Genomic DNA, 16,571 nt, shown 5'->3' with positions numbered 1-16,571 from the left:
GGGTCCTTTACTGCAGTTCCCGCATCCACTTTTTGCCCTTGATCCACTTGTTGTAGATCTTGTCGTAGGTGCCGTCGTTTTTCACCTGGTTGAGGAAGTTGTTGAGCCAGTTGAGGAAATCGGGGTCGCCCTTGCGCACGCCCCAAGCCAGCGGCTCATAGGTGAAGGGTTTGTCGAGGAATTCAAGTTTGCCTTCGCCTTTCTGGGCGTTGGCGACGGCGCAGAAGGGAAGGTCGTAGACGAAGGCGTCGGCCTTGCCGTTGACGACATCAATAACGCCTTCCTGCTCGGTTTCGAAGGAGATGTAGGTCGCCTTGGGGATCAGGCGCTTGACCGCCTGCTCGCCGGTGGTTCCCAGCTTGGAGATGACCTTGTATTTCGGGTTGTTGAGATCCTTGTAGGATTTGATGATGCCGGAGAGTTCCTTGCGGATCAGGATGGTCTGGCCGACAACGATGTACGGGTCGGCGAAGTTGATGCTCAGATTGCGCTGCTGGGTGACGGTCATGCCGGACATGATGATATCGAACTTCTTGGTCATCAGGGCGGGGATGATGCCGTCCCAGGCGGTGCTGACCAACTCCAGCTTGACGCCCATTGCTTTTGCCATGCGCTTGGCCATGTCGACATCGAAGCCTATGATCTGGCCTTTCTTGTTGGTCATTTCAAAGGGCATATAGGCCGGTTCGAGACCGACCCTGAGAGTGCCGCGTTTCTGGATATCGTCGAGAGCACCGGCACTGGCGATCAGCGGCAGGGTCAGAAAAAGCAGTGTCAGGATACCGGCAAACAGTTTTTTCATTGTTTCCTCCTTGAAAGAATGGGTCATGGGGTGAGTATTCTCAATAGGATTTACCTTCGTCAAGCAGTTCCTTGATGTGCATGCGGATGTCGCAGTGGGGGCACTTGGGCAGGTCGTCGCAGGGCAGGTAGGCGATCTCAGTATAACGGCATCTCGGGCAACTGACCTCAATGGGTTCCTTTTGGCCTCGCTCCATGATAGACTCCCCCGGTTTTTTCTGTTTTGTGAAACAACAATTTGGCCGCAATGAAGGAGCTTATAGCACAGCCCGGGAAAAAGCATCAAGAATTTCCCGGTCGCGCGTGACTTCAGTTCCGGCGATTGACCCTTGGCCCTGTGATTCCATGACTCCTGTGGTAGAAACAAACGGGCCGGTTTCCCGGCCGTTGGCTGAATTCCTGCTGGTCACGGTCACCCTTTTCTGGGGGGGCACCTTTCCCCTGGTCAAGATGGCTCTGGACGAGATTCCGGTGATGGCCTTCCTCTGGATTCGGTTCGCCCTCGCCGCGCTTCTGCTGGCGGTTTTCGCCGGGCGCGGTTGGAAGAGTCTTGACCGGCGCGGTGTCGGATTGGGGATTGCCCTGGGCGTGTTGCTGTTTCTTTCCTACCTGTTTCAGACCCTCGGGCTGGAGCGGACCAGTTCCAGCAATACCGGATTCCTGACCGGACTGAACGTGGTCTGGGTGCCGCTGCTGGCCGGCCCCCTGTTGCGCAAGGCTCCCGCGCCGGGAGCCCGGATCGGCGTCGGCATGGCGCTGGCCGGGTTGCTGCTGCTGACCTGGCAGTGGCCCTGGCGTTTAAATCCCGGTGACGCCCTGGTCTTTGTCGCCTCGGTTTTTATCGCCCTGCATATTCTCGGCCTCGATGCCTGGACGGCGGGGTATGATGGGCGGGCGCTGGCCTGTGTGCAGATTACGACCATGGCGGTTCTCAGCCTTTGCGGCAACCTGGTTTTCGAGCCGCGTCTCTGGCCGCATCACTGGAGTGGTCTGCTTCTTGCGTCATTATTCATCTGTGCCGTGCTGGCGACGGTCTACGCGTTCTGGATCATGACCGCTTTTCAGCGCCTGACGACGCCGACCCGTGCCGCCCTGATCTACACCCTCGAACCGGTCTGGGCGGCCCTCTTTTCGATCCTGCTGCTTGGCGAACGCCTTTCAGTCCTGAACTGGGTCGGAGGTGTCTGCATTATCCTGGGGATGGTTTTCGCGGAGCTGGCCCCATTGGCGAGGAAAAGCAAACCCTGTTCTGAAAATGCCGGCTGATGGTGAATATTGGCCGCAATGGGTCGAAATTGGTCAATTTTGCGGAGTAATTGACTGTGTTTGGGCATATTAAAAATATTTTTACTGCAAATCGACGCTTTTAGCTTGACGCCCTTTGTGGTTTTTTCTTATACGGAATAGAATTGTGTCTTACTCAACTGCCATTCCGGCGAACTTGTGCAACAAAAAGAGGAGGAGAATCGATGCGTACCCTGAAAGTTCTGGCCACGGCCGCCCTGGTGGCTGCCCTTGCAGTCCCGGTCTTTGCGGCCGACACCATCAAGATCGGCGTCGCCGGTCCCCACACCGGTGACCTCGCCCCCTACGGCATCCCGACCAAGGAAGCCGCGCTCATGGTTGCCGAGCAGGTCAATGCCGCCGGCGGCATCCTCGGCAAGAAGGTTGAAGTCCTGCCGATGGATGACCAGTGCAAGCCCGAGATTGCCACCAACGCGGCGACCAAGCTGGTTTCCGAAGGCGTGACCATGGTGATCGGCCATGTCTGCTCCGGGGCCACCAAGGCCGCCATGGGCATCTACAAGGAAGCCGGCGTGATCGCCATCTCGCCATCGGCCACCAATCCGCCGCTGACCCAGAGCGGCGACTACCCCAACTTCTTCCGCACTATTGCTTCGGATGACATGCAGGGCAAGCTGGCGGCCGATTTCGTGACCGGCAAGCTGGGCGCCAAGAAAATCGCCATCATTCATGACAAGGGTGACTACGGCAAGGGTTTTGCCGATTTTGCCAAGAAGTTCATCGAAGAGGGCGGCAAGGCCAAGGTGGTGATGTACGAAGGCATCACCCCGGGCGCCATGGACTACTCGGCGGTTATCCAGAAGGTTCGTCGCGAGGGGGCCGACGCGGTCATCTTCGGCGGCTACCATCCGGAAGCGTCCAAGCTGGTTTCCCAGCTGAAGAAGAAGCATGTCAAGGCCGCTTTCCTCGGCCCCGACGGCATCAAGGGTGATGGTTTCCTCGAGATCGCCGGCAAGAAGGCCGAGGGCGTCTACGCCACCGGTCCGATGGATGTCACCAAGTACGCTGACAACCAGAAGGCCCGTGCCGCCTACCAGCAGAAGTACGGCAAGGAGCCGGGGACCTTTTTCGACCAGGGCTATGCTGCCATGGAGGCTGCTCTGAACGCCATCAAGGTTGCCGGCGGGACCGATTACGCCAAAGTCGAAAAGGCGTTGCGCAGCAGCTATGTCGACACGACCGTCGGCAAGATCAAGTTTGACAACAAGGGGGATGCCGTCGGTGTCGGCTTCTCCGTTTACCAGGTCCAGAACGGCAAGTTTGTCGAGCAGTAGGCCGATCTGGCGAACAAACCCGCAGCGGGGGACAGGCAGCGCAGCTCCTGTCCCCCGTCGTTTGTCCTTCATAAAGCAGATTTCTCACAACGGCTGAAACACGATGGATTATTTTCTCGAACTGGTCTGCAGCGGCCTGGTCCGCGGCAGCATCTATGCCCTGATCGCCCTCGGCTATACCATGGTCTACGGCATCATCCAGCTGATCAACTTCGCCCATGGCGAAATCTACATGATCGGCGCCTTTGTCGCCCTGATCGTTTCCGGGGTGTTGACCATTTACGGCTTCTCCGGGGTCTCGATCCTGGTGCTGGCGGCTCTGATCGCCGCCATCTATGCCGCTGCCTACGGTTACACCCTGGAGAAGATCGCCTACCGGCCGCTGCGTACCGCGCCGCGCCTCTCGCCCCTGATCAGCGCCATCGGCGCCTCGCTGTTCCTGCAGAACTATGTACTGCTGGCGCAGACGCCCGATTATCTACCGTTTCCGGAGCTGATCCCTGAATTCGCATTCATGGACCCGATTGCCCAGCGCACCGGGCTGGGATCTGCCGAACTGGTGATCCTGGTGACAAGCGCCGTGACCATGATCGGTCTGACGGTCCTTATCAAATACACCCGTATCGGCAAGGCGATGCGGGCCACCCAGCAGGACATGACCATGGCCAGGCTGGTCGGCGTCAATGTCGACCGGGTGATCTCGATGACCTTCGTCATCGGCTCGGTGCTGGCCGCCATCGGCGGGGTGCTGGTTGGTTCTTCTATCGGCCAGATCAATTTCTACATCGGCTTCATGGCCGGGGTTAAGGCCTTCACCGCCGCGGTGCTGGGCGGCATCGGCAATATCCCCGGGGCCGCCCTCGGCGGCCTGGTGCTGGGGCTGGCCGAGTCGCTGGCAGCCGGTTACGTGTCGAGCGCCTACGAGGATGTCTTCGCCTTCGGGGTGCTGGTTATCATTCTGATTCTGCGCCCGGAGGGCCTGCTCGGCAAGGCCGTCAAGCAGAAGGTCTGACGGGAGGGATCGAGAATCATGTTGAAAAATATCAAACAATCGTTGTTGATTGCCGCCTGGTTTGTGTTCCTGACCTTTCCGTTGATGGTGGTCAAGGTCAATACCCTCAAACATCTGGTCGAGTGGCGCTGGCTGAATATGCTCTGGGTCGCGCTCGGCGCCTTTTTCCTCAGCTTCATCTGGCGCTGGGCCATGGAGCGCAAGCAGTTGCGCAGCAAGGCCGATGAGGAAAGCGGCGGTGAGGACGGTACCGGTCTCGGGCATCGTCTGCTGCACGATCCGAAGCTGTTCCGTCCGGCCCTGGTCGGTTTGGCCGCCGCGGCACTGCTGTTCCCCTGGGTGCTCGACGTCTACCAGGTCAACATCATGGTGCTGGCGCTGATTTTCGTCGTCCTCGGTCTCGGCCTCAATATTACCGTCGGACTCGCCGGCCTGCTCGACCTCGGTTACGTCGCCTTTTTTGCCGTCGGTGCTTATTCCTATGCCCTGATCAACCAGTATTACGGCCTCGGCTTCTGGACCTGCCTGCCGGTCGGCGGGATTATCGGCGCCTTTCTCGGGGTGGTACTTGGCTTTCCGATCCTGCGGCTGCGCGGCGATTACCTGGCCATCGTCACCCTCGGTTTCGGCTCGATCGCCAAGATCGTGATCGAAAACTGGGAGGACTTCACTAACGGCGCCAAGGGGGTGGCCAATATTCCCCGCCCGGGACTGTTCGGGATGGAGATGAATATCGACGCGGCCACCACCTACACCTATTACCTGATGTTGTTGATGGTGTTGTTCACCATCTTCGTCACCAACCGGCTCAAGGATTCACGCATCGGCCGGGCCTGGATGGCGTTGCGCGAGGATGAGATCGCCTGCGTGGCGATGGGCGTCGACATGGCCCGCACCAAGCTTTCGGCCTATGCCTTCGGCGCCTTTTGGGCCGGAGCGGTCGGCGTCATCTTTGCTGCTCGCAACACCTACATCAACCCCAACAGCTTCACGTTCATGGAATCGGCCATCGTCCTCTCCATTGTCGTCCTCGGCGGCATGGGCTCGATTGTCGGCGTGATCATCGCCGCGCTGGTGCTGATCCTGATGCCGGAATATCTCCGCGCCTTCGCCGACTATCGCATGCTGGTGTTCGGGGCGGTAATGGTGCTGATGATGATCTTCCGACCCCAGGGGCTGATTGCCAATGTCCGGAAAACCTACGCCCACCGCAAGCCTGCGGCGGAGGAGAACAATGGCTGAAACTGCTGAAAAACTTCTTGAAGTTCGCGAATTGACAATGGATTTCGGCGGGCTGCGGGCCGTCGACAGCGTCACCCTTGAGGTCGCCGCCGGAGAGATCGTCGCCCTGATCGGTCCCAACGGTGCCGGCAAAACCACTTTCTTCAATTGTGTCACCGGGATCTACAAACCGACGCGTGGTGAAATCCTGGTCAACCCTCCGGGGCGGAAGAAGCAGAAGATCAACGGCTACAAGCCGAACCGGGTGACTGGTATCGGTATGGCGCGGACCTTCCAGAACATTCGTCTGTTCCAGAACATGACGGTGCTGGAGAATGTCATGATCGGTCGTCATTGCCGGACCACCACCAGTATCGTCGGCGCCATTTTGCGGGGCCCCGCGACCAAGCGCCAGGAGCGGGAGACGATCGATCGCAGTTATGAACTGCTGGAGAAGGTCGGTCTGGTCGAGTTCGCCGACGAATTCGCCAAGAACCTTCCCTACGGTGCTCAGCGAAGACTGGAGATCGCCCGGGCGATGGCGACCGACCCGTTCCTGTTGCTGCTTGACGAACCGGCCGCGGGCATGAACCCGCAGGAAACCAGGGAACTTGACGAACTGATCGTCAAGATCAGCAAAGATGAAGAGATTTCCATCCTGTTGATCGAACACGACATGAAACTGGTGATGAATATCTCTGATCGGATCTACGTCATGGAGTATGGCAAGAAGATCGCCAAGGGATCTCCCCAGGAGATCCGCAGCAATCCGAAGGTCATCGAGGCCTACCTCGGAGAGGGAGGTGACGATGCTTAAGGTTCAGAATATCAATACCTTCTACGGCAATATCCAGGCCCTGAAGGGGGTCAGCCTGAAGGTCCACGAGGGTGAGATCGTCACCCTGATCGGTGCCAACGGCGCCGGCAAGACCACCACCCTGATGTCCCTCAGCGGCATCGTGCCGCCCCGCAGTGGCGAGATCGAGTTTCAGGGCAAGTCAATCCGGGGTGTTTCCGGCGACAAGCTGGTCGAGATGGGGATCATCCAGGTTCCGGAGGGGCGACGGATTTTCCCCAACATGACGGTGGTTGAGAATCTCGAAATGGGGGCCTACCTGCGCACCAACAAATTGCTGATCAAGCAGGATCTGAATATGGTCATGGACCTGTTTCCGATTCTCGCCCAGCGTCGCGGCCAGCTCGGAGGCACCCTCTCCGGCGGTGAACAGCAGATGCTGGCGATTTCCCGGGCCCTGATGGCGCGGCCGCGGCTGCTGCTGCTTGACGAGCCTTCCCTGGGTCTGGCGCCGATCATTATCCAGCAGATTTTTGACATCATCCGCAAGATCAACAAGGAGAACAACACCACGATTTTCCTCGTCGAGCAGAACGCCAACCAGGCGTTGAAGCTCGCCGATCGCGGCTACGTGATGGAGAATGGTGCCATCTCGCTGGCTGACAGTGCAGCCAACCTGCTGGCCAACGAAGAAGTGAAAACCGCTTATCTGGGTATTTGATCCGCCGGGATACGGGGATGACAAAGGTTAAATGATGAATTCTGTGGGCGCGAATGATCGCGCCCTTTCTTTTACCTGAATCAATCCGTTGGATTGCAATCCCTGATTTGCTTGTCCCCGGCCGTTGGCATGCTTTTCCTCGTTCGGGATGGTAGAATGATGAAGAATTTCTTCCGAGGAAGGTTGATTCTCACGTGCCTAAACCCCGGTTCAGCCTGAAAACCCGTTTTGTCTTCGGCCTGGGGCTGATGCTTCTGCCGTTGCTGGTGGTGATCGGTGTCAGTTTTTCCGCCATGGATCACCTGTCCGGAATCCTGGACCGTCTCGCGAAAGAGTCTGTTGCTGAAATCGGCCCCGTGTCCGAGCTTCAGGAACGTCTCCGCCAGGTTGAAGACGCGATGCGTCAGGAGCGGGTTCATCGGGAGCGGGCGACTGTGGCAAGCCTGACGCCATTAATCGACCAGGCCTATGACAAGATTATTTCCAGCAACCCGTTTTCTCAACGGGAAGAAAAAAACGCTGTCCTCGGTTCCCGGCATGCCTGGAGACAGGTCGTCAACCTCTGGAACCAGGGAGCGGGCGGCACGGTGGAGATCGACAAGCAGCTGCACCTGGCCGAACAGTTGCTGGGGCAGGCGCGGAATATCGCGTTGAATGAAATCAACCTGCTGCATACCCGGCAACGCAACAGCCGCTGGGCCGCGGATATTCTTCTGGGCGCCGTCCTGCTGCTCGGAGTCGGGTTGTCGGTTTTGATTGGTGTGGTCTTCTCCCGGGCGGTGCTCGGGCCGGTGCGGGAGTTGGAGGCAGGAGTGCGGCAGTTTGGTGATGGTGAACTGTCGGCGCGGGTTGCTGAACTCAGTCAGGACGAATTGGGTGACCTGGCGCGGACCTTCAACCAGATGGCCCGTAAGCTGGAGCAAAATCATCAGGAACTGGCCAGCCTGTCGACGGTCGATTTTCTTACCGGGCTGCATAACGTGCGGGAATTTTATCGCCTGTTTCACGACGAAACCCGCCGGGTTGACCGCTATGGGCATTGTTTTTCGCTGTTGCTCATTGATATCGACCGTTTCAAGGAGATCAATGATACCTTCGGTCACCAACTGGGGGATTACGTGCTGCAGGAAGTCGCCCGCAAACTGGGTGAGCTGATTCGGGCCAGTGACCATGCCGCCAGGATCGGCGGCGATGAATTCGCCGTGCTGCTGTCGGAGACGGACATGGATGATGCCCGGGATTTCGGCGAACGCATCCGCGGCTATTTTGCCGGACATGCGATTGCCCAGGTCGACCACCCGGATGAGGAGATCCGTATCAGCGTCAGTATCGGCCTGGCGAGTTATCCCGAGACGGCCCGTAATGCCAATGAACTGTTTGCCGCCGCTGATGCCGCCCTTTATCGGGCCAAGCAGGGAGGACGCAACCTGTTGTGTCAGGCCGGTTTGAACGCTGACCCGGATTCCCGGTCGGAAGGGTGAGTCTGAACGATGACGAAGCCGGTGATTCGGGTAAATTTTATCGTCTGTTCCGCCGAAAAGGGAAGCAGGCAGGCTGTTGCCTGAAGTCTGAACAGCGAATGGTTCAGGCTGAATCTTGCCACCTGGAGACGAATGATGACTGGACCCAAGGAACACCCGAGCGACAAGTATTGTCCACGTTTCGGTCACCTGGCCGTGGAAATGGGCTATGTGACACCTCAGCAGCTTAAAGAGGCGCTCAGTGAGCAGGTTGATGACAACCTTTCCGGGCGCCAACATCGTATCCTCGGGGCGATCTTCTTCGATCGCGGCTGGATGACACCCGGGCAGATCGATGAAGTTCTCAATCGGCTGTTTCGTTCGATCAAGGACGAGGCGTCCTGACTGCCCGTCAGCATGCATGCCGATGTTGACTTGACGTACGAAACGGTGGCCGGACTGTCTTATCTTTGGATGGTCATTTCGCTACCAGTTGTGGTATGTAAGGTCAGGCGTTGATTATTGACCCGGATCCGTCGTCTCGGTTGCCGACGGCCCAGTGCAGGTGTTTGTCTGCTTTCTCCATCCGCCACGGGATGGCTGACCCGGGTTCATGTGTCCACAGGCGAGGGTCATCCTGTCTTTCCCATTTCAGTCACATGACCGGTGCCTGGTCGGAGTCGCTTTGCGAAAACGACGCACGATTCCGCTGTTATGGAGTTCTGCATGACCCGACAGCCGACATTGCGTACCGCACTTCTCTGGCGTTTTCTGCTGCTTGCCCTGCTGCCGTTGGTCCTGATCGGCCTGCTGACCTTTCGTACCGTCACTCATACCATCACTGACAGTCTTGAAGCCAAGAACCTGCTGCTGGCGACATCCCTGGCCAGGGAAGTCGAGGAAACCTTGCGCGAGCCGCAGACGGTCCTGCGCCAACTGGCGTCGGTCATGCTTGATTACAATATGGCCAGGGGCACGGTGGTCGATGGTCTGCTCGACAATGCGGTCAGCAATGCCAGCTATTTCGAGGCGATTCTGCTTGTTGATCCCTCGGGTAAAGTGTTGCATGTGGGACTGCCGGACAGTTTGGCAGACCGACGAAATGATTATCTCGGGATGGATTTGTCGCAGATGGAACCGGTTCGTCGGGCCGGCCGAACCGGGCAGGTTCTCTGGTCGGACGCTCTTCTTTCTCCTCCGGGAAATCACCAGTACCTGTGCCTGGTTTATCCTTTCGGCAATCGGCTGCTGGTTGGAAACCTGAATATCGCTTATCTAGGTCAGCTCAGCAACCGTGAGCGTGCTGAGTCCAGCCTCAGTTTTACCATCCTCGATCACACCGGGACCCTGATTCTGCACTCCCGCCTGATGCCGGAGGGCCGGCGTGCCAATCTCAGCCGGCTGAAACCGGTTCGAGAGGGGCTGGCCGGGCATCAGGGTACTTTTCCCTTCACCTGGCAGGGGCGCGACCTGGTCGGTACCGTCGTCAGTATCCCGACCACCGGCTGGCTGGTCCTGGTTTCCCAGGATGTGGATGTCGCCTACGCCGCCAGTTTTCAGGTCCGGAATTCCTTTTTCATCGGTTGTCTTCTGGCGCTGGGATTGGCATTGGGGGTCGCGCTGGCGTTCAGTAACCGGCTGGTACAGCCATTGCGGACCCTGGCGCGTGAAGCTCAGGATATTGCCATCGGCGATTACCAGGTCGGCATAGCACCGCAACTGCACCAGGAGACAGAAGAACTGGCCGCCAGTTTTCGGGGCATGGCGGCCGAAATCAACCTGCGGGAGAATGAGCTGCTTGAGAGCCGGGAACATTACCTGCGGCTGTTCAATTGCGGCAATGATGCGGTGTTGGTTTTTGAACTGGAGGAGGACGGGACGCCGGGGCGGTTCGTCGAGGTCAATGACATCGCCTGCGAAGCTCTTGGTTTTCTCCGGACCGAGTTGCTGACCATGCGGCCGCGGCAGGTGCTGAATGTTTTTGCGGAAGCCTCGGAACAGGCGGATGAGGTGGTCTCTCGCGGACGGCGGCAGGGGCATGTGTTGTTCGAAACAGATCTGATCACCCGCACTGGTGAACGACTGCCGGTGGAACTCAACGTACGTTTTTTTGATCGTGAGGGAAAAGCAACCGCCCTGGCCGTGGCACGGGATATTCGAGAACGCCGTGAAGCCGAACAGGCTCTGCGACAAAGTGAAAAAGAGCATCGGTTGCTGGCGCAGCAACTCCGGACACTGTTTGACGGGATACCTGACAGCCTGGTGCTTTACGATGAACAAATGCGGATTCTGTGGGCCAATCGCGGAGCCGCGGAACTGCTGCGCTGTTCTGAACAGGACCTGGTCGGGCAATGTTGTCACCAGGTCCTGTATGATCGCCGGCAGTCCTGTGGTGATTGCGCGGTGGCCAGGGCGCTGGCCAGCGGTCAGCTGGAAATGGGGCAGTGGGAGCGGGCCGAAGGGCGACTTCTGGAAGTGCGGGCTTTTCCGGTTGTCAATGACCAGGGTGCCGTCATACGGGTCATCGAACTGGCTCAGGATGTCACGGAAAAATTACGCGCGCAGCGGGAGACGATTCGAACCGGACAATTGGTCGCCATCGGTGAATTGGCGGCCGGGGTCGCCCACGAGATCAACAACCCGATCAACGGCATCATCAACTACGCGCAGATCCTTGCCAACCATGCCGAGCGTGGCGGCGATTCTCCGGACCTGCCGAACCGGATCATCAAGGAAGGGAATCGGATCGCGGCGATTGTCAGCAGTCTGCTCAACTTCTCCCGCAGCAAGAAAGAGGAGATCATGCCTGTCCCGCTGCACGAGATGGTCAATGATGCTCTTACGCTGATGAAAACCCTGTTGCGCAAGGATGGTATCGAGGTTGACGTGCGGCTTCCCCCGGACCTGCCGCCGGTCGCCGGTCGTTATCAGCAGCTGGAACAGGTCCTGATCAATCTGCTCAGCAATGCCCGTCATGCTCTCAACAGTCGGTATGACGGGCACCATGAAGAAAAACGGTTGGAAATATCGGCGCTTGAACATGATTCCGGCATGGTCAGGATCATGGTATGGGACCATGGTGTCGGCATCCCTGAGCCGCTCGTCGAGCGGATTCTCAATCCGTTCTTTACCACCAAGCCGGCCGGGGAGGGGACCGGTCTCGGCCTTTCCATCTCCCACGGCATCATCCGTGAGCATGGCGGACGCATCGATTTTGAAAGCAAAGAGGGGGAATATACCCGGGTGCTGATTGATCTGCCGGTTTACAGCCGGAAGGACGCCTGAATCATCCCGTGCATTCCGGTAACGGGGTCACGAATTCGGCTGGTCCAGGTTTCGGTTTGACGAATGTCGGAGATTGGTGACCCGGTCCGTGGATCGACCCCGGGGGTCAGAAGAGACTGGCCCCTGTTGTCGTCATGGTCAGTTTGCCGTGCTTGACCCCCTTGGTTCCGATCAGTTCATCAGCCAGTCGTTTCACTTTGCGGCTGGCCCCCCGGACGACAACCACTTCCAGACAATGGTGGGCGTCGAGGTGAACATGCAGCGCCGAGACGATGGCATCATGGTGCGAGTGCTGGTGGTCGGTCAGTTTGTCCGCCAGGTCGCGGGTATGGTGATCGTAGACCAGGGTGACGGTGCCGACGGTTTCGCTGTCATCCTGGCGCCATTCCTGTTCAACCAGGGCGGCCCGGATCAGGTCCCGTATGGCCTCGGATCGGTTCGCATAGCCCTTGTCCCCGATCATCCGGTCAAAACGGCTCAGCAGTTCCTGGTCGATAGAGATGCCGAAGCGGGTCAGGTCGGTCATGTTCGCTCCTCCGGTACGTACCTGATTGTAAACGGCGTTGAGCGCGGTCGATGAGGATCACATCGGGAGACGTCGGCCGGTCAACATCGCCCGGATACTTTGTCACAGCCTCCTGGAAGGGTCAAGGATCTTGCCTTCTTAGCCGTTGCTGTCCCCTTTTTATCCACAGGTTTCCCACGCTTCATCCACAAGATGTTGGGTGATGGTGCAGGGAAAATCCCAAGATGTAGTGTTTTTCCCCTTGACTCCCCCACCCCTTGTGCTAGATTGAAACCGTTTCCGTCTGTTGATGCTGTTTTGCTGGAGGGAGGGCCCCATGCTGGAATTCATTCGCAAACGTGATGGCCGGTTGGCCGCTTTCGAACCCGACAAAATTATCGAGGCGATCCGCAAGGCAGTGCAGGCGGTCGGGGGAAGTGACCTCGAAAAGCCGAAACAGATTACCGCCCAGGTTTCCGGGATTCTTGAAATCATCTACAAGGACGGTCGGGTTCCGACCGTGGAGAATGTTCAGGACCTGGTTGAAAAATGCCTGATCGAAAATGGCCACGCCCGGGTTGCCAAGGCCTATATTCTGTACCGGCAGCAGCACGCCTCGCTGCGTCGCACCCAGCAGTTCATGCAGGAGGCCGCCGAGTCGGTTGATTCCTATCTCACTCAGGAGGACTGGCGGGTTAACGAAAACGCCAACATGGGGTATTCCCTGCAGGGGCTGAATAACCACATCGCCGCCAACATCACCAGTAATTACTGGCTGAGCAAGATCTATCCGGGGTACATCGCCGACGCTCATCGCAACGGCGATTTTCACATCCACGATCTCGGCATGCTGTCGGTCTACTGTTGTGGCTGGGATCTTAAGGATCTGCTGCTCAAGGGGTTCACCGGGGCCTACGGCAAGGTTCAGAGCGGTCCGGCCCGGCATTTTCGCACCGCTCTCGGTCAGGCCGTCAACTTTTTCTACACCCTTCAGGGCGAAGCGGCGGGGGCCCAGGCCTTTGCCAGCTTCGACACCCTGCTGGCGCCCTTCATCCGCTACGACGGGCTTACCTACGCCGAGGTGAAGCAGGCGATGCAGGAGTTCATTTTCAATATGAACGTGCCGACCCGGGTCGGCTTCCAGACGCCGTTCACCAACATCACCATGGACCTGGTACCACCCTCCGGGCTCGGTGCCGAAGGCGTTGTGATCGGTGGTGAAATCCAGGAGGCGACCTACGGCGAGTTCCAGGTCGAGATGGATCTCTTCAACCGTGCCTTCTGCGAGGTGATGATGGAAGGCGACAGCTCCGGCAGGATCTTCTCCTTTCCGATTCCGACCTACAACATTACCCGCGATATCGACTGGGACAGTGAGCGGCTCAAGCCGGTCTGGGAGATGACCGCCAAGTACGGAATCCCCTATTTTTCCAATTTTATCAACTCCGATATGGATCCGGAGGATGCCCGTTCCATGTGTTGTCGGCTGCGTCTCGACAATCGTGAATTGCGTCGTCGTGGCGGCGGGTTGTTCGGTTCCAATCCGCTCACCGGATCGATCGGCGTGGTCACCGTCAACCTGCCGCGTGCCGCCTACCTGGCCGACAGCATGACCAGCTTTTACGCCCGCATCTCGGAACTGATGCGCTTCGCCTTCGAATCGCTGGAGATCAAGCGTAAGCAGTTGGAGCGGTTTACCGCCGAGGGCCTCTATCCCTACAGCCGTTTCTACCTCTCGGGGGTCAAGGAGCGTTCGGGGCGCTTCTGGGACAACCATTTCTCCACAGTCGGTCTGCTCGGCATGAATGAGGCGGCCCTGAACCTGCTCGGTTGCAGTATTGACAGCGAGGAGGGCAAGTCCTTTGCCGAGGGAACTCTCAAGTTCATGCGCCAGCAGCTGGAGAGCTATCAGGAGGAAACCGGCCATCTCTACAACCTGGAGGCCACCCCCGCCGAGGGGACCAGCTACCGGCTGGCCCGCCTCGACCGTGAACGTTACCCGGATATCCTGGCCGCCGGTGAAGAACAGCCCTATTACACCAATTCGAGCCAGTTGCCGGTTGGCTGTACCGAGGATATTTTCTGGGCGCTCAAACATCAGGATGACCTGCAGACCCTGTATACCGGCGGAACCGTTTTTCATGGTTTCCTCGGTGAACGGCTTGAAGACTGGCGATCGGCCCGTCTGCTGGTCAGGCGAATTGCCGAGAATTTTCACCTGCCCTATTTCACCATCAGCCCGACCTTCACCATCTGTCCGGTGCATGGCTATATTTCCGGCGAACATTTCGCCTGTCCCCATCATCGTAACGAAGGCGCGGCGGCCTGACGAGGTTGAATCATGTCCGATTGGCAAGGACTTTACTGGAGCGCGGTCGCATTGACACAGTCACAGAACGGTGTGTACCCGCTCGCATCCAGAGGAGGATCAGATGGCGACCAAGTGCGATGCAAGAACGGAGGTTTACTCAAGGGTGTGCGGGTTCTTCCGCCCGGTTCAGCAGTGGAACAAGGGGAAGAAGGAAGAGTTCAAGGACCGTGCTGAATACCTGGTGGCCCAGAAGAGCAAGGACTGATACCGGGACTGATTATGGCGATTAAAGGTTTTCAGGGAACAAGCCTGCTGGATTATCCCGGCAGGATTGCTTCCCTGGTTTTTTTTTCCGGCTGCAACCTGACCTGCCCCTTCTGCCACAATCCTTCCCTGGTCCTTGCCCCGGAAACCCTCGACGATTATCCGCTAGAGGCGGTGCTGGAGGACCTGGAATCCAGGCGCGAATTTATTGACGGAGTGGTGATGACCGGCGGTGAGCCGACTCTGGCGCCGGAGCTTGACTGCCTGGTCGAGCAGGTCAAGGATCTTGGCCTGCTGGTCAAAATCGACACCAACGGGTTGGCGCCCCAGGTCCTGGAATCACTGCTTCAGAGGCGATGGCTTGATTTTATCGCGCTGGACCTGAAAACCTCCCCGCAACGTTATGGGGAGCTTCATCGTGGGCCGGTCAGTCTCGGCGTGTTGCGGCGTACCGTCGAGCTGTTGCTGCGGGACGGGGTGGAATACGAGCTACGCACCACCTGTGTTCCCGGTCTCGTTGAGGAGCGTGATATCGAGGCTCTCGGCAAACTGGTGAGCGGGGCTTCGCGCTGGGTGCTGCAGCAGTTTGTGCCGGAGCATGCTCTTGATGATGGCTGCAGTGCTTTGCAGCCACATTCTCCCGAAGCCATGGAAGATCTGCGGTCTGTTGCTGCCGGCTATGTGGATGAGGCGGTGTTGCGGGGACTCTGATCCGGATTTTCAGGGGGCAGGAATCACACAGAAAAGCCGCGGCCCGAAAGGTCGCGGCTTTTCTGTGTCAGTGACAACAAAGACATGGCTGGGTGGACGTGGTCAGGAATTCAGCCACAGCAGCAGGGAAAAGAACAATACCACCAGGACGCTTCCGGCCAGGGTGTAAAGCAGATAGTTGACAATGTTGCGATCCCGATTCGATGGTGCCATGGGTCCCCCTGGAATTAGGTTTTCCTTAAAATGCAACAAGGATGCCATTTGCTGGAGGTGGCTCAGTTGCAGGTCAAACATGCCGTTATAATTGAGAAAAATAACAGTTCCTTAGAGAAACCACGAGGCTGTCGGGGGAGGGCTGTTACGGTAAAATGTCGAAATTGGTTATTTGGCCGGACAATCAGTGTCGGTGATTTCGTCAAGATAAATACAGATGGGGGGGGACGTCGCACAACAACGAGGTGCGGGCTCTCTGCGTTGCCGGCACATGAATCAGTGGGTTCATGCCGGCTGAAGAGGGTGATTGCCTGGATTGAAATGCGACTTTCCAAAAAACTTGCGGCGTCCCCGCAGGTTCGCCGCAGTTTTTGGAAAGCGCAGGGAGGTCAATGACTTGCACTCTTCGCCGGTGCTGAGCTTATCAGCGTTCAGTGAGCTTGTGGCAGAAGAGACAGCGAAATTTGGGCGGATGCTTGGGTGGGAAAGGAATCTTCTCTTCGGTGTGGCATTCTTTGCAGAATTTTTCCCCCGCTTTTTTCCCTTCGTTGCGGATGATGGGGTAATACTTCTGGTGAATGTTGTCAAAGGGTACTCTGGTAGTTTTTTCCTGTCCCGAGATCAGGAAAAAAGTACCGAGAACGGCAATCATAATAGCAACAAAAATCAGATCACGTTTTTGCAAGGCCATG

Annotated in this window: 15 protein-coding genes and 1 pseudogene; 12 read left to right on the top strand and 4 right to left on the bottom strand. The window is 57.8% G+C overall.

Going from position 1 to position 16,571, the window contains the following annotated elements; all coding sequences use genetic code 11:
- Positions 1-7: 7 nt before the first annotated feature.
- Together C2E25_RS11290 and C2E25_RS17700 are read right to left on the bottom strand one after the other, a co-directional pair.
- Positions 8-802, bottom strand: coding sequence for a transporter substrate-binding domain-containing protein (locus C2E25_RS11290; RefSeq protein ID WP_103115840.1), 795 nt, complete (start codon positions 800-802; stop codon positions 8-10).
- 40 nt (positions 803-842) lie between these two features.
- Positions 843-998 carry a hypothetical protein gene (locus C2E25_RS17700; RefSeq protein ID WP_199177419.1) on the bottom strand — a complete coding sequence of 52 codons (156 nt, stop codon included), beginning with the start codon at positions 996-998 and terminating at the stop codon, positions 843-845.
- A 190-nt stretch (positions 999-1,188) separates the two neighbouring features.
- On the opposite strand from C2E25_RS17700, the gene C2E25_RS11285 reads away from it, so the two are divergent.
- The 9 genes from C2E25_RS11285 to C2E25_RS11245 all read left to right on the top strand — a co-directional run bounded on the left by C2E25_RS11285 (position 1,189) and on the right by C2E25_RS11245 (position 11,875).
- On the top strand, positions 1,189-2,067 hold the full coding sequence (locus C2E25_RS11285) for a DMT family transporter (protein WP_158247226.1): 879 nt from the start codon (positions 1,189-1,191) through the stop codon (positions 2,065-2,067).
- Positions 2,068-2,270: 203 nt separating this feature from the next.
- On the top strand, positions 2,271-3,380 hold the full coding sequence (locus C2E25_RS11280; RefSeq protein WP_103115838.1) for a branched-chain amino acid ABC transporter substrate-binding protein: 1,110 nt from the start codon (positions 2,271-2,273) through the stop codon (positions 3,378-3,380).
- Between the two features lie 103 nt (positions 3,381-3,483).
- On the top strand, positions 3,484-4,392 hold the full coding sequence (locus C2E25_RS11275) for a branched-chain amino acid ABC transporter permease (protein WP_085010393.1): 909 nt from the start codon (positions 3,484-3,486) through the stop codon (positions 4,390-4,392).
- A 21-nt stretch (positions 4,393-4,413) separates the two neighbouring features.
- Positions 4,414-5,634, top strand: a complete 1,221-nt coding sequence (locus C2E25_RS11270) for an ABC transporter permease subunit (protein ID WP_103115852.1) — start codon at positions 4,414-4,416, stop codon at positions 5,632-5,634.
- Positions 5,627-6,430, top strand: coding sequence for an ABC transporter ATP-binding protein (locus C2E25_RS11265; protein WP_085010394.1), 804 nt, complete (start codon positions 5,627-5,629; stop codon positions 6,428-6,430). Before C2E25_RS11270 ends, C2E25_RS11265 begins: the two co-directional genes overlap by 8 nt.
- Positions 6,423-7,130: an ABC transporter ATP-binding protein gene (locus tag C2E25_RS11260; protein ID WP_103115837.1), complete on the top strand. Its 708-nt coding sequence runs from the start codon at positions 6,423-6,425 to the stop codon at positions 7,128-7,130. Before C2E25_RS11265 ends, C2E25_RS11260 begins: the two co-directional genes overlap by 8 nt.
- A gap of 194 nt (positions 7,131-7,324) precedes the next feature.
- Positions 7,325-8,611 carry a GGDEF domain-containing protein gene (locus C2E25_RS11255; protein ID WP_103115836.1) on the top strand — a complete coding sequence of 429 codons (1,287 nt, stop codon included), beginning with the start codon at positions 7,325-7,327 and terminating at the stop codon, positions 8,609-8,611.
- 135 nt (positions 8,612-8,746) lie between these two features.
- Positions 8,747-8,995 (top strand): hypothetical protein, encoded by a 249-nt coding sequence (locus tag C2E25_RS11250; RefSeq protein WP_103115835.1) that lies wholly within the window; start codon positions 8,747-8,749, stop codon positions 8,993-8,995.
- A 321-nt stretch (positions 8,996-9,316) separates the two neighbouring features.
- Entirely contained in the window at positions 9,317-11,875 is a 2,559-nt protein-coding gene (locus tag C2E25_RS11245) for an ATP-binding protein (RefSeq protein WP_158247225.1), read from the top strand.
- A gap of 106 nt (positions 11,876-11,981) precedes the next feature.
- Here C2E25_RS11245 and nikR read toward each other — a convergent pair whose 3' ends face one another.
- Entirely contained in the window at positions 11,982-12,401 is a 420-nt protein-coding gene (gene nikR, locus C2E25_RS11240; protein WP_103115833.1) for a nickel-responsive transcriptional regulator NikR, read from the bottom strand.
- A 316-nt stretch (positions 12,402-12,717) separates the two neighbouring features.
- Here nikR and C2E25_RS11235 point away from each other — a divergent pair, with 316 nt between their 5' ends.
- The 3 genes and pseudogenes from C2E25_RS11235 to C2E25_RS11230 all read left to right on the top strand — a co-directional run bounded on the left by C2E25_RS11235 (position 12,718) and on the right by C2E25_RS11230 (position 15,666).
- Positions 12,718-14,709: a ribonucleoside triphosphate reductase gene (locus tag C2E25_RS11235; protein WP_103115832.1), complete on the top strand. Its 1,992-nt coding sequence runs from the start codon at positions 12,718-12,720 to the stop codon at positions 14,707-14,709.
- Between the two features lie 124 nt (positions 14,710-14,833).
- Positions 14,834-14,956, top strand: a pseudogene (nrdD, locus tag C2E25_RS17325) (anaerobic ribonucleoside-triphosphate reductase); the annotation flags it as partial.
- 14 nt (positions 14,957-14,970) lie between these two features.
- Entirely contained in the window at positions 14,971-15,666 is a 696-nt protein-coding gene (locus C2E25_RS11230) for an anaerobic ribonucleoside-triphosphate reductase activating protein (protein WP_103115831.1), read from the top strand.
- Positions 15,667-16,303: 637 nt separating this feature from the next.
- On the opposite strand, the gene C2E25_RS11225 is transcribed toward C2E25_RS11230, so the two are convergent.
- Positions 16,304-16,570, bottom strand: coding sequence for a cytochrome c (locus C2E25_RS11225; RefSeq protein WP_103115830.1), 267 nt, complete (start codon positions 16,568-16,570; stop codon positions 16,304-16,306).
- Position 16,571 lies beyond the last annotated feature (1 nt).

The sequence above is a fragment of the Geothermobacter hydrogeniphilus genome (assembly GCF_002898515.1).
Taxonomy (GTDB): domain Bacteria; phylum Desulfobacterota; class Desulfuromonadia; order Desulfuromonadales; family Geothermobacteraceae; genus Geothermobacter_A.
Note: the sequence above shows the minus strand (reverse complement) of the source record. Positions and strands in the feature narration are given on the sequence as shown.

What these genes read in the sequence shown, in the direction of transcription:
- C2E25_RS17700 (WP_199177419.1), bottom strand. Translation starts at nt 998, where the DNA reads ATGGAGCGAGGCCAAAAGGAACCCATTGAGGTCAGTTGCCCGAGATGC.
- C2E25_RS11280 (WP_103115838.1), top strand. Translation starts at nt 2,271, where the DNA reads ATGCGTACCCTGAAAGTTCTGGCCACGGCCGCCCTGGTGGCTGCCCTT.
- C2E25_RS11235 (WP_103115832.1), top strand. Translation starts at nt 12,718, where the DNA reads ATGCTGGAATTCATTCGCAAACGTGATGGCCGGTTGGCCGCTTTCGAA.
- C2E25_RS11225 (WP_103115830.1), bottom strand. Translation starts at nt 16,570, where the DNA reads ATGGCCTTGCAAAAACGTGATCTGATTTTTGTTGCTATTATGATTGCC.
- C2E25_RS11260 (WP_103115837.1), top strand. Translation starts at nt 6,423, where the DNA reads ATGCTTAAGGTTCAGAATATCAATACCTTCTACGGCAATATCCAGGCC.
- C2E25_RS11230 (WP_103115831.1), top strand. Translation starts at nt 14,971, where the DNA reads ATGGCGATTAAAGGTTTTCAGGGAACAAGCCTGCTGGATTATCCCGGC.
- C2E25_RS11290 (WP_103115840.1), bottom strand. Translation starts at nt 802, where the DNA reads ATGAAAAAACTGTTTGCCGGTATCCTGACACTGCTTTTTCTGACCCTG.
- C2E25_RS11250 (WP_103115835.1), top strand. Translation starts at nt 8,747, where the DNA reads ATGACTGGACCCAAGGAACACCCGAGCGACAAGTATTGTCCACGTTTC.
- C2E25_RS11275 (WP_085010393.1), top strand. Translation starts at nt 3,484, where the DNA reads ATGGATTATTTTCTCGAACTGGTCTGCAGCGGCCTGGTCCGCGGCAGC.
- C2E25_RS11265 (WP_085010394.1), top strand. Translation starts at nt 5,627, where the DNA reads ATGGCTGAAACTGCTGAAAAACTTCTTGAAGTTCGCGAATTGACAATG.
- C2E25_RS11245 (WP_158247225.1), top strand. Translation starts at nt 9,317, where the DNA reads ATGACCCGACAGCCGACATTGCGTACCGCACTTCTCTGGCGTTTTCTG.
- nikR (WP_103115833.1), bottom strand. Translation starts at nt 12,401, where the DNA reads ATGACCGACCTGACCCGCTTCGGCATCTCTATCGACCAGGAACTGCTG.